Genomic DNA, 15,323 nt, shown 5'->3' on the forward strand with positions numbered 1-15,323 from the left:
TGCGAGTTCTCTTCAGCCCGGTGCAACGACAGCGGCCGGATGGCGCGCCGCAGCCTACTCTTTGCGATGGCGGTGGATGAAGTCGGGCAGGCCCTGTCCCATGGAATGCTCATATCGCATGGCGGTGGCGCTCTGATTGAACGGGATGCCCAATTTTGCGCGTACTTCTCTTTCGACGTGGTCTCGCAATGCCACGATCTGTTCGGAACTCAGATGGTCGGTGAACACGAAGGCCTGGTAGCCTCCATCGGGATTGCCCTTGTAGTAGTTGGCCGAAGTGGAATAGTCGACTTCATAGGCGTGTAGCCGATCGGCAGTCGACGGGTGCGTATACGTCCAGACATCGGTCAGCGTCGAATGTGGCATGGCCAGGTCGTGATAGGGAGTGCCAGGATAGGTCGTGATGATCGTGCAGTCGAAGTCGTCGACTTCGCTTCGGATCAGCCAGTCCTTGATCGAGCCGATGCTCTCTTCGTTCTCCCCGGGATGGCCAACCGACATCAGGGCTTTCACTTTGAGGCCGCCTTTTTTGGCCAGTTCGACGCAGCGGTCATTGTCTTCGCGAGAAGCCCGTTTGTTTATGTTGGTCAGAATGCGTGGATGGGCCGCCTCGAAACCGCACAGTAGCCACCGGAATCCGGCGCGGCGCATGGCGATAGCCTGGGCCTCGTCGAACAGCTCTGCCTTAACGAAGCCTCTGAGGCGGAAGTCGACGCCGAGGCGCGCCTGCAGGTCTGTCAGGCCGTTCATCAACTCGACCATGCTCTTGCTGACGTTCAACTCATCGTCATAAAACATGAAGCCGGTGTAGCCGTAGGTGCGATGGAGCAGTTCCACTTCCGTCAGGATGGAGTTTACCGAACGATTCCGAATCAGGCGCAGGCTCTTGCTGTTCCTGCCGCCGCAGAAGCCGCAATTGAAAGGACATCCGAGCTGGCCGATCAGGCTCGTCGCAGTGTGGCCTTCGATTGTGTACTTGTAAGACTTGAGGTCGACCAGATGGCGGGCCGGTAACGGGCCTTTGGTGAACATGGCGTCGGTCAAGAAGAGGCCGCCCTTGGGATCGTCGCCATCCACGACCTTGGGTGCATCTCGGCGCAGCGCTGCGAAAATGGCCTGTTCGCCATCCCCGCTGCATAGCACGTCGAACAAGTGCTCGAGTTGTGCCGCGGCCCGATGTGCTCGCCCGTCGCGGACCCCACGATTCCGCTCTAGCTTAAGCGCGGAATAGACCAGAGTTACGTGCGGGCCCCCCAGGATGAGCTTTAAGTCCGGACGGACATCACGGATCCGCCGGGCAATCTCCGCGACTGCTGGCAGCTGAGGGGTCGTCACTGTAATGCCGACGGCGATGTCCTGGCAGGTGGCGACATAGTCGGTAAGGGCGTCGAGGTAGTTCTCGATCCCTGACAGGTCGAGAAAATTCACGCGATGACCGCGTTCCTCGAGGCTTGCCGCCACTTTGAGTATGCCCAGGCTAACGAACACTCGCTCGTCCAGCAGAAACGCCGACGGCGGGGTAATCAGGCATACGGATGGATGGGAACTGGCTGCGGCTAGCGGCGGCACGTCCTTCGATGACACCTGACTTGAAGGAAAAACCACGAGTTCTCCATGCCACTCGAAAGCCAGGCAAGCGTGTAGCAAGCCCGCGATCATGGTCGACCAATCCTGCCACTCTACGGAAATATTACCATCTGTTACGAATGCGTGCCAGCCTCGGCGACGCTAGGCGCGTTCCTCCGTCTTCTCGGTGTCGCGGGCCGTTTTGTCCTGTGATCCGGCTTGAGCGCCCATCATTTCGAAGTAGGCCTGCTCTAGGTCGCGAGCGAACCGCGTGGAGTCGTTCAAACCGCCTTCGCTATAGATTTGCCGCAGGCTGTGGCGGAGGTTTTGCAACCTCGCAGGATTGCCGGCCAGCGCGGCGGCGGCCTCGATGTAGTCTTGCCGCGTCTTGGTGATGAGGTCGGCGCAACCGGCGGCTTGGAGCAGCGACGCACCGTACCGCGACGAAAACCGCTCGCCCATCAATGTAACGACGGGAACGCCCTGCCAGAGAGACTCCGCAACGGTATTGCCGCCGCCATAGGGCCACGTGTCGAGTGAGATATCGACTTCACCGTAGGTTCTCAGAATGGTCGCCCGATCGGCTCCTGGTCGCAACCGGATGCGCTCTGGTGAAATGCCGGATCGGCGGAAGCGATCGACCATATAGCGGCGATTGTCGGAAGTATTGAGCTGGCTATTCTGGATGAGCATCCTGGAATTGGGAACGCGCTGCATCAGTTCGCCCCAAATCTCGACAATCCTCGTGTTGATCTTGCCGCCGCTGCCAAAGCACCCGAACGTCACGGTTCCTGTCGTGAGCGACGGCGGGTCGATGATCGGCGGGCTTTGATCGTCGGTGTAGTCGTAGCAAAGCAGGCAATGAGACAGCAGGAATATCTTCTCCGAGAAAGTTCTCTGCACATCGCTGCTTGGAGGTGTGCAAATCTTGTCGCTCAGGATGTAGTCGACATTGGGCACGCGGCTGGTCGCAAAGTGGTTGAGATAAGAGATCTGGACCGGCGCGCAGCGATTCGCCATGGCGCCGAAGCGGTGTCCCGGCGAGAAACCGGAGAGCTCGACGAACACGTCTATCCTGTCCCGGCGAACGAGCTGGAGAAAATTCGGATCGGACATGCCTGAGGTCCTGCGAACGACGTCGAAGGCCATGCGAACATCATCGGGGAGATCCGAGTGCGCATGAGCATAACCCACCACCTCGAGCTTGGAGCGATCATGCGCCATGATGGCCCGGCGCATGATGTAGCGTATCGTATCGGCATCCATGAACGAGCAATGGTAGCCAACTCGGAGTTTGCGGGACCCGTCAAACGGGGCGAATCGGGGAGGCACGCTTGACGTCACGCGGATATGGCGATCGACCCATTGCTGCTGAAGGCCGGCAATGCTCTCGTAGGTCGCCTCGGGCTCCTTGAGGGCAGCCTGGCACGCCATGCTGTCGATCGCCGCGTCGCCGAGGATTTCGGCCCGCTTCCACATGGCCAGTGCCTCTCGGATCTGGCCACGGCTCTCGTAGACGCGAGCGGCCGTATCATGCATCTGTGCTTGACGGCGTGCCCGCTGGTTGCGGGCAAATTCCCTGAACTCAGGGCAAGAACTCTCATTCAGGCCCAAGCGCCGCGCCAGACCGACGGCACGAGCCACCGGCTGTGGCCGCCGCCATAACATGTGCTCCGTAAGGACGCGCTGAACGCTGAGCTTGAATCGCAGCTTGTGGTCGGTGAGTTTCGCGTGCCGGGGCACGCCGACAGTTGCTTCCCAACCCCGCCATAACTCGCGCAACGTGCGTTCTTTTCGAGCGTGCTTGGAGATTTCAGGGTCGCGGCTCGCCCTGCGTAGGACCGTGACGTTGTGGTCATGGTAGGAGAGGGCCGTTTGCTTTAGAGCTTGGATGCGCTCGGTGAAACCTCTCTCTTCGTCATGCAACTCATGAGCACGAGCATGGAACTCGAACTGCGAGAGCTGGTTGATCTTCGCTTCTATCTCGTGGAACCAGTGCTCCAGGCGGAGGTCATGGTCCAGGTCGATCTTCATTTCGGCTTCCCGGAGCCGACCTGAGCCAAAGAAGCCGTTGATCGAGAACATCCGCTCGATCAATTTGAGTCGATTGTCGATGTGCTCGTGAAAATTCTGCGGCGTGTTGCTCAGCTGCCCCGGATGAATGGCGTATTTCGAGACGGGCTGCGGCACGTAACGAACCTCGTGATCCTGTGCCAGACGGCACCAGATCTCGAATTCGAGGCAGCCAATGTTCCAACCGGGACGGTCCAGCCCAATGTCGAGCAGCGCTTGTCGGCGAAAGAAGCTGCCCGGCCAGAACGGGCAGTAGCGATCGAAAAGATAGGCGACGAAATCGAAGTCGCCGGCCTTGAACTCTCCGATGATCTTCCCTTGGGCATCGGTCGTGTAGCCGTCGCAGGTAAAGGCGCCGACGGTTGGCGCGGCGGCAAACCAGCCGACTGCCTGCTCGATCGCGTCGGGAACCAGTTCCTCGTCCGAAAGACATGTGGCGATGTATTCGCCGCGGCAGCGGTGCAGGACCTTCCAATAGGCCTCGGCAGGCCCGGAGTCCGGCGCCGACACGATTTTGACGCGGGCATCGCGCTCGGCGTGGGAATGCAGGAGTTCCAGCGTGCCGTCTGTGGAAGCGCCATCCTGCACGACGAACTCGATATTGCGGTATGTCTGTTTGAGCACGCTCTGGATGCAACGCCCAATCAGATCGACACGGTCCTTGCAGAAGCAGATGACCGAAACCAGCGGTTGGGTGCTATCTTCGGAGGGCATCGGCGTATCCCGGTTCGCATGGAACGGCGGTTGTCGACGTCGGAGATCGGGACACTGCAGCATCCCCGGTAGCGGATGCGCGCACCAGCATATCGCTGAATGCCTGTTCGAGGTTTCTGGCGAACTGTTTCGAATCGCCCAGACCGTGCTTGAGAGACATCTGCCGCAGATTCTGCCGCAAGCGGACGAGCCGGGACGAGTCGCGTGCCAACTCGACGGCCAATTCCACATACTCGTCCAGTGTCCGGGCCACCAAGTCGGGGCAGCCCGCGGCGGTGACCAGGGACGCTCCGTAGGCGCTGCTGAAGCGGTTGCCGCGGTAGGTGACCACGGGAACACCATGCCAGAGTGACTCGGCGATGGTGTTGCCGCCGCAATAGGGCCAGGTATCCAGACTGATGTCGATCTGGCGGTAGACTTTCAGAAGCTCCCCGCGGGTCACGCCGCCTTCGAGCCTGAGCCGCTCGTGCGAGATGCCGTGCGAGCGGAAGCGGTTCAGCATGAAGCGCCGATTGCCCGCCCGTGAGAGTTGCGGGTTCTGCACATGCAGTATGGAACCTGGCGCACGTCGAAGAAGTTTCGCCCACTGCTCGATGAGACCGCTGCCGATCTTGCCGGCGGTGCCGAAGCAGCCAAACGTGATGAAGCCGTTCCTGAGGTGAGGGGCTTCGGCCACGGGCGGCTCATCGAGGCTACTGTAATCAAAACAGAAGAAGCAGCCCGGTAGTCGGTAGATCTGCTCGGAGTAGTGCTGCTCAACGCCGGAATCCGAAGGTGTGCAGATCTCGTCGCTGAGGACGTAGTCCACGTTGGGAACCTGGCTGGTGCCGGTGTGGTTGAGGAAGCTCACCTGGACCGGTGCACAGCGGCCGCTCATGGCGCCGAAACGGTGCCCCGGTGAGAAACCGGTCAGCTCGACGAAGACATCTATGTTGTCGGACCGGACCAGCTCTCGGAATCGTTCGTCGTTCAACCCGGGCGAAGCGTCGGCTTCAAACGGAGTATGCCTCCACGCATCGAATACACTCCCGATGTCGAGAGGGACTGGCCGGGGAGCGTATCCGTAGATTTCGAACCTGTCGCGGTCGTGCGCGGCGATGACGTCGCGCATCATGTTGCGCATGGTGTCCCCGTCCATGAAGGCGCAATGGTATCCAATGCGGATCTTGCCGCCTGATCTCTTCTTCATGTTCAGGTGCACGACCCGGGCGTCACCCAGGTGTCTCCGCACCCACTTGCGCTGAAAGTCGGCGAGCGTGAGGTCGGTGGCAGTCGGACTCTTCAGGAGGGCCTGGCAGGCGGTGCTGTCTATGTCGACGTCGTCTGGCGGTCGTGCATGGTCCCACATCTCGATGGCGAAATCGATCTGGCCCCTCTCTTCGTGTCGGGCCGCCGCCAGGGCATAGATGTCGGCGAACATGGACTCGCGTGAGGGGGCGGCATGGTGGAAACGCTCGCCGGGCATTGTCAGCAGCAAAATTTTTCGCTTCAGCCAATAGCCCCAAGCTTGGTTCCAGATTGCGTATCCCAGATGGATGGGCAATCGTCCGCCCATGCTGGCGATCGTGGCCAGCACTCTTTGCAGTGGCGTCGCCAGCAGGCCGAGATTGGCGCTGCGAATGCACAGCAAGCGGTGCAAGGTGCGCAGGGTGCGGTGATCCATACGCAACGACAGGTGCAGTCCCCACACGACCGAGCGCAGCGGCGCCGTAATGAGGTATTCGATCTCTGACTGGCCTGCGGCCCTGAACTGCTGCCACAATATGCCCAGCTGGTTCGCCTTGCTTTCCAGCGCCAGTACTTCGCAACCGCGGCCGAAGAAGCCGTCGGCCGAGAAAGCGCGTGCAACCAGCCGTAGCCTGTCGTCGATCGCCTCGGTGACGTCGGTCGAGACGCCGACGACGCTCCGCGCCGGCTCCGGGCAGTCGACCAGCCATTCGCTGTAGTACGCCAAGCCGTAGTCGGTTGAGAGCCTGCAGCAGAGGTCCAATGCCAGAGACCCGCCAAACCAGTCGTCTTCATCGAGGCCGACAGCGAGAAGCACCTTGCGGCGAAGGAATATGGCAGGCAGGTACGGCCGGTAGTTGGTCAAGAGGAGGGACACGATGTCGACGCGGTCAAGTTCATTGCCGTAGCCGTCGACCAGAGAGCCCTTGGTGGCAATGCCGCCGGCGGCCGATCGCTCCAATTCCCGGGCCGCCACCTCGAGCGCTTGCGGCCGAAAGGTGCCATCCATCGGACAGATCGCCACGTACTCACCGCGGCATTGCCGCAGGGCCGTCAACAGGGCATCTCCCGATTGTGTTGTCCAACGATGGGCGATCCGGATGCGCTTATCGCTCGCGGCTGCCGCTTCGAACAGTTCCAGCGTACCGTCGCTCGACCCGCAATCCCCCACGACCAGCTCGAAGTCCGGGAGGGTCTGTCTCTGGAGCGCATCGACCGCCGCTCGCGCGGAGTCTGAAGTGTCGCGTCCGCACCAGATGACTGAAAACAAAGGCGGCCTGTCCTGGTCTGTCGGTTCCGAACTCGACGCTGCTTGGTTGGGCACTAGACCGGCTCCCAGACATGTACCGAGAAGCACTCGTGAAAACGGCTACCGAAGCGCAAGCGCCGGCTGAGGTGAATGCGAATACGCCCTTTGTCGGCAAGTTCTTGCAACGCCGGCAGCAGGCCGCTCAGGTACTTGCGTCGGGTATGGTATTCGATCGCCAGACGGTCGTGATTGGAATTGGGATCATAGAATTCGAGCGTCGGCTCCATGTGGACGACACGCCGGGGCCGCTGCCCCAGCAGGTTGTCGAGAAACGGCCCGAAGCGCTCGCCGGTCTGTTCGAGCGCGCACATCGTCAGTACGCCCGCACCGTGGCCAAGAACGACATCCTTGCTCGGTGCAAAGAAGTCAAACCTCCTCCCCTGAATCTTCATTCCGTGCCGTTCGCGTAATAGGTCGGCGATGCGAACCGCGGCCGGCGCCCAGTCGAGGGCGATAATCGGGATGTTAGGGAACAGCTTGGCATAGGCTGCTACATTGAACGCGCTGCCACTTCCGAATTCGTAGAGACTGTCGACGTCGGAGAGAAATTTGCGGAAGAGGTGGTCGCGCAGAATCTCCATGAAGGTGAGTTCGAACTGGGGTGACAGGCTGCGGATGTATTCGCCCTGCCAGCGAAGGACCGTCGAACCGTCGACAAATTTTGGATTGAGCGCCTTGACGTCAAATCCCGACGCCTCGAATCGCTCAAGCTGTTCCTGCCAGGCATCACGCCAGATGTCGGCACGATGCTCACCCACAATGCTGAAGCCACGGTCTATGGCCTGTCTGGTCTCGTCCTGGAGTTGCGTCTGCTCTGCATCCCCTACCTTGGCAAAAGTGAGGCCAGCTTGGTCCAGCAACTGCCGCGTTCGGCTGTCGAGTGCGCCAATAGGCAGTCCCAAGGCAGCCTCGAACTCGCCGTGGCCTAGAATGTGCTCGTTTTTCATGATCGATTGGGAACCTTGACGCCTGGAAATCGGATGCACAGCGCGACGTATTGCAGCTTCAGATTACGTGGTCTACGAAGCATTCTCATTTCTACAACGATCAGAACTTGCCGAGCAACTTGACGGCGTGAAAGACAGCCACCGTGCGGTAGGAATGCAAAGGATGTTATTCTGGTGAAAACTGCGGTTCTCGGTGCCACCGGACTCGTCGGCCGGCATTTGGTGGAAGCGCTCGGCAAGGCGGCCGTCGGCCCAGTCGTCGCGACCTACCGGGCGCGTTCGCCATACGGATCGCGTGACACGGAGTGGCTGCAGTGCGACCTGCGCCAGCCCGAGGCGGCGGCCGCAGTCCTGAAGAATGTCGAAACTGCAATCGTGTGCGCGGGGCAGGTATCGACCAGTGCCGTGCTTCGCCGCGATCCCGTCAGTTCGATTATGGACACCCTGCGCGTCGTCGCGAATGTGCTTGAGGCGGCCTCCAAGAGACGGCTGAAGCGGCTGGTGATGATCAGTTCATGTACGCTGTATCCATCACTGCCCCGGCCCATCGTCGAGGATGACATGATGGTCGGAGACCCACCGGCGCAATGGTTTGGCGTCGGCTGGATGCATCGGTACACTGAACTGCAGTTGCGCTGGCATGTCGAGTATTTGCAGACGATTCAGGCCGGCATCGTCCTGCGACCGACTCTCATCTACGGCCGGTACGACGACTTCTCGCCGGCGTCCGGCCATTTCGTGCCGTCGCTGATATCCAAGATCGTGAACCGGGAACGGCCGATCGAGATCTGGGGCGACGGTGAGCAGTCACGCAACCTGATCCACGGCTCGGATGTGGCGGGAGCAGTGCTGGCTGCGCTGGACGCGCAACTACCACGACATTCGGTCTTCAATGTCGTTTCGCCGGAGGACACGACAGTCAACGAGGCTGTTGCCCACTTGCTCGAAATCGACGGTTTCAACGACGCCGACATCGTCCACGACCTCAGCAGGTCGGGAGGAGCCAATGCGCTGACCGTTTCGGGCGTGGCGATGACGGCGGCGACAGGCTGGCGACCCAAGATCGGCCTACGCGACGGTTTGGCCGACACCGTGGCCTGGTACCGGGAAGCGCTGAAGACGTGAAATTCCTTGCCATTTCAGATGGGTACAGCGCATAACCCGCATCGTCGTTGTTGCTGAGTCAGTTCCGGCGCTTGGTGAAGTATCGAACATGCCTCTTATGCATATCGTCGATGGCAAGGTGGTCGTCGCCGAACGCCGTGGGCCGTTGGCTCGCTTCGTGTCGTTTGTGTGCCGCCCGTTCTCCTCTGCTTGGCATCATCGGGACTTGATTGCCGCGGTGCTGCGCCGTGAACTTCATGAGCGGTTCAAGGGATCGATGGCAGGCTGGGTATGGGCAGTGACAGCGCCCTTGCTGATGCTGGTGGTCTACACGGCCATCTTCAGTGGCGCGGTGAAGCAGTCCAGCGATACCGCAACTGGATCGCAGTTCGACTACGCGCTGTTCATCTTTGGCGGACTAATCGCCTTCAATTTCTTCACCGAAATGGCGTATCGAGCTCCGTCGCTCCTCCACGAGTACGCCCACTACATCAAGCAGACCATGTTCCCGGCGGACATGTTGCCGATAATTTCGACGTTGCGCGCTACGGCTTACGCGACGATCGGATTGGCCTTGATGCTTGTGGCGCAGTTGGTCCTCACCGGGACGCTCCATTGGACGGTGTTGCTGCTGCCGTTGTGGTACGTCCCCTTCATCGCATTGCTGGTCGGCATGACGTGGCTCCTGTCGGCCATGGGTGCTTACTCCCGGGACACGGCTTACCTGATGATGACGGTGGCGCCGTTGCTGATGTTCGCAACCCCGATTTTCTTTTCTACCGAAGGCTTTGCGCCAGAACTTCAGCTTCTGACGTATGTCAACGTCCTGACCGGCTTCATCGAAATCATCCGCGATCTCGTCGTTTTCGGGCGGCTGCCGAACTTACTGGTGTGCATATGGACGTTGTTCCTGTCGTTTAGCACGTTCTATTTTGGCTACTGGTTTTTCGGAAAGCAGCGCAATGGCATCGCCGACGTCATCTGACGCAGACTTGGTGATACGAGCCCGACATCTTGCCAAGGCGTACCAGCTCTATACCAGCGAACGTCAGTGGCTGAAGCAGGCTCTGTTCGGCTCGTTCCACACCTACTACAGAGCGTTCTGGGCGCTGAAGGACATCAGCTTCGAGGTCCGGCGCGGCGACAGTGTCGGTATTCTTGGGCGCAATGGCTGCGGCAAGTCGACGCTTCTGCAGATCGTCTGCGGCATCACGCGCCCGACCAAGGGCGAGATCTGGGTGAACGGCCGCATCGCTCCCGTCCTCGCATTGGGGGCGACATTCGACCTCGAAGCCACGGGCCGCGAGAACATCATGATAGGCGGCGCTGTCCTCGGGCTGAAACGGTGGGAAATCCTCGAAAGGCTCAATTCGATCATCGATTTCGCTGAGATCGGTGACTTCATGGATCAGCCGATCAAGCTCTATTCGACGGGTATGCGCCTGCGTGTGGCGTTCGCCATATGCGCACACATCGACGCCGAGATTCTGGTCGTGGATGAGGCCCTGTCGGTAGGCGATGCGGCGTTCCAGCGCAAGTGCATGGCCTGGATCGACAGTTTTCGCGCCAAGGGCACCTTGCTCTACGTCAGCCACTCGCCGGCGGAAGTCGTGCGCCTGTGCCGCCATGCCATCTGGATCGACGACGGCAAGGTCCGCGAGCAGGGCGCGCCGAAGGACATCATCCGGGCCTACGAACGGGCGACCAAGGTGGAGCCGGATGATATGAAGCGATTTTCGCCAGTATGAGCCGCAGAATGGACGCGTTGCAAGTGAGGCGGGCTTTGTATACCAACGGCGCAGGAACGGTCGGCCGAAATGGCCCAATCCGCCGGGAGGCCGATAGTTGAGCGAAGACAGGGAGTTGTATCGTCGCCTGTTTCGGACCGCGCTCCTGATCAGGCTCGTCGAGGAACGCATTATCGAGCTCTATCCTTCCGACCGGATCCAGAGCCCCGTGCATCTCTCGATTGGCCAGGAGGCCGTCGCGGTGGGCGCATGTGATGCCCTGCGGCCCGACGATCTGGTCTTTGCCACGTATCGATCTCATGGCTTTTACATCGCCAAGGGCGGCCGCCTGGACCGGATGTTTGCCGAACTTTATGGCCGCGTGGGCGGCGTTTCGAAGGGCAAGGCAGGGTCGATGCACCTCTCGGCCCCCGAAGTAGGGCTGATGGGTTCATCTGCTGTCGTCGCCAGCACCATTCCGCACGCGATTGGCGCGGCGCTGTCGTTCAAGCGACACGGCAACTCGCGGATCGCAGTCGCCGTGTTCGGCGATGGTGCGACCGAGGAGGGCGTCTACCACGAAAGCCTGAACTTCGCGTCTCTGATGAAGGTGCCGGTGCTGTTCCTGTGCGAGGACAACGGTCTGGCGGTCCACAGCCATCGTCCTGTCCGGCAGTCCTACAGCCTGGTCAAGCATGCTGCGGCCTACGGCATCGCCTCGCGGCGCCTCGACGAGGGCTGGGACATGCTGGCGGTCCGCCGTGCAACGCTCGAGGCCGCGGCCCGCGCGCGGGCCGGCGAGCCGTTTGTGCTCGAGATCGCCACCGCGCGCTACAAGGAACATGTCGGAATCGGCGACGATTTCCACTTCGGCTACCGGCTCGAGAGCGACATTGACGCATGGAAGAAGCGCGACCCACTGATCGCTGACAAGGCTCTGGTCGAGGAGCTGACGCCTGCGATCGAGCGTGAGATCGAGCAAGCAGTAGCTTTTGCCGAGAACAGCCCGTCTCCTTCGAGAGCCGAGCTGCTCACTGACATCATTTGAGTGCGGAAGTGCCAACCATGAACGTGACAGCGAAAAAGCCCCAGGCCGCGACGACCCGGGTTCTGTCCTATGCCAACGCGTTGCTTGAGACTATGGACGGCGCCTTGGCAGAACACCCCAACGTTTTCATCATGGGACAGGGTGTCGACGACTTTAAGGGGATTTTTGGGTCGACCACCGAGCTCGCCGAAAAATATGGCGCCAAGCGCGTCTTTGACGTGCCGTTGATGGAAGAGGCGATGACGGGCATCGCGCTCGGCGCGGCCTTGGTCGGCGACTATCCGATCACCACGCACATCCGAGCGGACTTCTCGTTTTTGGCGATGAACCAGATCATCAATCTGGCGGCCAAGTACCGTTACATGTTCGGCGGGATCATGAGCTGCCCCACCCTGATTCGCGTCGTCGTCGGCCGCAGCTGGGGGCAGGGGGCGCAGCATTCGCAAAGTCCGCAAGCCACGTTCGCGCACTATCCCGGCCTTACGGTGATCATGCCGGCCACCGCGCAGGCGATCGTCGACATGTATCCACAGATCATCAATCGCCATCCGGGTCCGGTGATCAGTATCGAGCATCGTCTCCTTTACAACCTCGACTTCACGGTTGCTGAGGGGCACGTTCCTTTGACGAGCTACGTCGCACGCCCGGGTCGCGACGTGACTGTTGTTGCGACCTCCGTCATGGTCGTCGAAGCCCTCCGCGCCGCGCAATACGTCCAGGACACGGCTGGCATCGATTCCGAGGTGATCGATCTCAACTCGATCAGTCACCCTGATTGGGATCTGGTTGCCGGGAGTGTGCGTAAGACCGGCAGGTTGGTCATCGCCGATACGTCGTGGCTGGAATACGGCGTCGCCGCCGAGGTGTGCCGCCAGGTGGTGCTCAGGGACCCGAGCATGCTGATGGCTCCTCCCACCATGCTCGGTATGGCGCCGGCGCCCTGTCCGACGGCCAAGAGCCTCGAGGACATCTACTATCCCAGCCAGCATGAGACGGTGGATGCTATCCTCACGCAGGTCCGGGGAGCCGATCACGGGATCGATTTGCCGACCGAGCGGTCGATGACCGAGGGATATAGGCGGTTCCGCGGTCCGTTCTGAGGGAGCTCCGCTACGCCTTGTTTGCCTTGTACCAGGCGATTGTCCGTCGCAATCCTTCCTCGAGTGAGATCCGCGCCTCGAAGCCGAGTTTGTCGCGCGCCAAGCTGTTGTCCATCAGGCGAACCGGTGTGGTGCTCGGTCGGGACAGATCGAACTGCACATCCGCATCGCTGTAGCCTTCCAGCCGCAGTAGCGTGTTCAGCACGTCTTTGACTGAATGGCCTCTGCCCGAGCAGATGTTGACGGCGAGATGGGGCAGGTCGGCGCTGAAGGCGGCGAGCGTGCCGTCGACGAAATCGTCGACATAGATCAGGTCGCGAATGTCGTCGCCGGTGCCCCATACCTCGAGTGGCGCATGGCGTTCGATCACCCGTCGCGTGAGTGCTGCGGTGACATGGCTGACGGCGAAGTCGAACTTGTCGTACGGGCCGTAGACGTTGGACGCGCGGATGGCGACCGTTGGCATCGGTTCGGGAATTTTTTCCGCATAGGTGCGGCACAGCACCTCCGCGTAACGCTTCATCCAGCCCGAGGGGAAGTAAACGTCAGTCGGATCGCCGTCGAAGGCCTCGCTCTCCGTCACCGGTCGTGGGCCCGTCGGCGGATAGACGACGCTGCTGGAGATGAAGCACACCTTGGTCACGCGGGCTCGGTATGCCGCTTCAAGCAAGAGTGTGTTGATGAGGACGTTTGGCGTTATGTGGACGAGCGGCGTGCCGCGGATGGCGGCGGCCCCCGACGTATGAGCTGCGCAGACGAACACGTAGTCCACTCCCTCGACGGCGCGCGCACAATCCTCCGGCAAGCGCAAATCGGCCTCGATGACCTCTGCGTTGGCGAAGGTCGCCTGGAGAGGCTTGTTGCGCACGGTCAACCGTAACTTGGCGCCGCGCTGTGCCAGTTCGAGAGCAAGGTTTGTACCGAGAAAGCCCGCACCGCCGGCAACGAGCACCCTCTTTCCAATGAACTCCATGATCTAGACGCGCACCGCAAAAAACTTGCGCATATAGAGGCGGACAATCATCAGGAGGATCATCGAGCCATTGTAGATGATGGAACGCTTCGTGGCACCGCCGATGCGCAGGGGCTCGTCGCCGGGGATCTCAGCGACTTTCATGCCGTGCAATGCGGCCATTCCCGTGACAAGCGGCTCGAGCACTGGGCCCTTCATGTAGAACTCGAAATCCGGATCGAGAATGATGCGGCGGGTATAGCCGCGATAGATATTCAGCGCATCCGTGACCGGGAAGCGGGCCAGGGGACGCATCAGCCGCGAAAACAGCCAGTTGCCGAAGGCCGATATGGCATGATCATCCTCCGATACTGCATGCCCCAGGTAGCGCGAGATGACGACCAAGTCGTACCCCTCGTGCATCTTGGCGACCAGTTCGGGGAGTTGATCGACTTTGCAATTTCCATCAGGGCTGAATTCGATCACCAGATCGCTGTCGATGACCTGGACGATGTCGTAGATGGCGTAGTGCAGGCCTCGCCGGAGCTGGCTCACCACCGTCAGTCCCATGTCCAGCGCATACTCGACGGTACCGTCCTTCGAACCGCCATCGATGACGATGATCTGGTCGACCAGGGACCTGTCGATGTGAGGAACCGTCGCCTTGAGACCCTGCAACTCATTCAGCGTTGGCAGTAACAGCGCCACTGTGCGCTTCTGTGAGCCTGCGGGCTTGACGGTCACCGCAACCACTTCAGGCGCCTCTAGGTTCATTCACGCCCCCCCCCCCCGATGCCGGCGACATCCTTAGTCTGGCCGCGCATGTGCCGCAACTCGCGCTTCAGTTGCGGCCAATCGCCAATTCTGGAATGCAATTGCCGTGAGGCTCCTGTAGGGTCGACGTGAGGCCATGGGATTGACACATCGGGGGAATTGGATGCTGCAAGCGCGTCATGCTCCTTCTGCCACGGTTCTACTCGAACGGGATGGGGAGTATTTCGTCTATGAACCAGGACTGGCCCTGGTAGCCTCGGGCGACACTGTGGAGAGTGCTTATCGGAGCTTCTCCGAAGGCAAGAAGGCACTCTTTGAAAACGCCCGCCGTGCCGGCTTGACGACGGGCGAGGCGTCAGTTGCAAGTGCTGCTGGCTTTGTGGCGGGCCGCGGCTTCTTTGGTGAACTCGGCCTGTTTCTCACCAAGACCTGCATCGTCCTGCTCATCATTGGCGGCATTGGTGTCACGGCTGCAACGGCGCTCGATAAGGCGATCAGCGGCCTATCCGCGGAAGTCGCGCGCGTCTCGGCTGGCGTCGCCGATGTGCTTAAGGGTGTCGGCAGCATTTCCATGGTCGATATCGCCAACAAGGCTGCGGTGATCGTTCAGGATGTTCAGGCAATGCCGGCAGATCGCAAGGAGTCGCTGAGGCAAAGTATCGGTATATTGTCTCGCGAAGCGACTCCGATAGTCGAGGCTTGGCGCAGCCCACCGACTTCCCCGACGGGAACAGCCCCCCGCAGCCCGCCCTCCCCGTAGGCCGATGAGTGACGTGGTTGAG

12 protein-coding genes are annotated in these 15,323 nt (G+C 60.7%); 6 read left to right on the plus strand and 6 right to left on the minus strand.

All coding sequences use genetic code 11. The annotated features are described in order from the left end of the window. Positions 1-54: 54 nt before the first annotated feature. From KIT25_10510 to KIT25_10525, 4 genes are all read right to left on the minus strand, one after another. The gene (locus KIT25_10510; GenBank protein ID UYN97330.1) at positions 55-1,659 is read right to left on the minus strand and encodes a B12-binding domain-containing radical SAM protein; all 1,605 of its coding nucleotides are present in this window, start codon (positions 1,657-1,659) and stop codon (positions 55-57) included. A gap of 69 nt (positions 1,660-1,728) precedes the next feature. Next, positions 1,729-4,353, minus strand: a complete 2,625-nt coding sequence (locus KIT25_10515) for a glycosyltransferase (protein ID UYN97331.1) — start codon at positions 4,351-4,353, stop codon at positions 1,729-1,731. Further along, the gene (locus tag KIT25_10520; GenBank protein ID UYN97332.1) at positions 4,337-6,850 is read right to left on the minus strand and encodes a glycosyltransferase; all 2,514 of its coding nucleotides are present in this window, start codon (positions 6,848-6,850) and stop codon (positions 4,337-4,339) included. Before KIT25_10520 ends, KIT25_10515 begins: the two co-directional genes overlap by 17 nt. Positions 6,851-6,903: 53 nt before the next feature. Next, on the minus strand, positions 6,904-7,836 hold the full coding sequence (locus KIT25_10525) for a hypothetical protein (protein UYN97333.1): 933 nt from the start codon (positions 7,834-7,836) through the stop codon (positions 6,904-6,906). Between the two features lie 174 nt (positions 7,837-8,010). Between KIT25_10525 and KIT25_10530 the strand changes: the two genes are divergently transcribed. The 5 genes from KIT25_10530 to KIT25_10550 all read left to right on the plus strand — a co-directional run bounded on the left by KIT25_10530 (position 8,011) and on the right by KIT25_10550 (position 12,815). Beyond that, positions 8,011-8,961, plus strand: coding sequence for an NAD(P)-dependent oxidoreductase (locus tag KIT25_10530; protein ID UYN97334.1), 951 nt, complete (start codon positions 8,011-8,013; stop codon positions 8,959-8,961). A gap of 97 nt (positions 8,962-9,058) precedes the next feature. Then, the gene (locus tag KIT25_10535) at positions 9,059-9,925 is read left to right on the plus strand and encodes an ABC transporter permease (GenBank protein UYN97335.1); all 867 of its coding nucleotides are present in this window, start codon (positions 9,059-9,061) and stop codon (positions 9,923-9,925) included. Then, the gene (locus KIT25_10540; protein UYN97336.1) at positions 9,903-10,688 is read left to right on the plus strand and encodes an ABC transporter ATP-binding protein; all 786 of its coding nucleotides are present in this window, start codon (positions 9,903-9,905) and stop codon (positions 10,686-10,688) included. The genes KIT25_10535 and KIT25_10540 overlap by 23 nt, the downstream gene beginning before the upstream one ends. Before the next feature lie 97 nt (positions 10,689-10,785). Beyond that, positions 10,786-11,715 carry a thiamine pyrophosphate-dependent dehydrogenase E1 component subunit alpha gene (locus KIT25_10545; protein UYN97337.1) on the plus strand — a complete coding sequence of 310 codons (930 nt, stop codon included), beginning with the start codon at positions 10,786-10,788 and terminating at the stop codon, positions 11,713-11,715. 17 nt (positions 11,716-11,732) lie between these two features. Further along, positions 11,733-12,815, plus strand: a complete 1,083-nt coding sequence (locus tag KIT25_10550) for an alpha-ketoacid dehydrogenase subunit beta (protein ID UYN97338.1) — start codon at positions 11,733-11,735, stop codon at positions 12,813-12,815. A 10-nt stretch (positions 12,816-12,825) separates the two neighbouring features. Here the strand turns inward: KIT25_10550 and KIT25_10555 are convergent, their stop codons facing one another. Beyond that, on the minus strand, positions 12,826-13,767 hold the full coding sequence (locus KIT25_10555; GenBank protein UYN97339.1) for an NAD-dependent epimerase/dehydratase family protein: 942 nt from the start codon (positions 13,765-13,767) through the stop codon (positions 12,826-12,828). A 24-nt stretch (positions 13,768-13,791) separates the two neighbouring features. Beyond that, positions 13,792-14,541, minus strand: coding sequence for a glycosyltransferase family 2 protein (locus KIT25_10560; GenBank protein UYN97340.1), 750 nt, complete (start codon positions 14,539-14,541; stop codon positions 13,792-13,794). 163 nt (positions 14,542-14,704) lie between these two features. Between KIT25_10560 and KIT25_10565 the strand changes: the two genes are divergently transcribed. Continuing rightward, entirely contained in the window at positions 14,705-15,301 is a 597-nt protein-coding gene (locus tag KIT25_10565) for a hypothetical protein (protein ID UYN97341.1), read from the plus strand. The last annotated feature ends 22 nt before the right edge of the window (positions 15,302-15,323 follow it).

Source organism: Enhydrobacter sp., from assembly GCA_025808875.1.
Taxonomy (GTDB): Bacteria; Pseudomonadota; Alphaproteobacteria; order Reyranellales; family Reyranellaceae; genus Reyranella.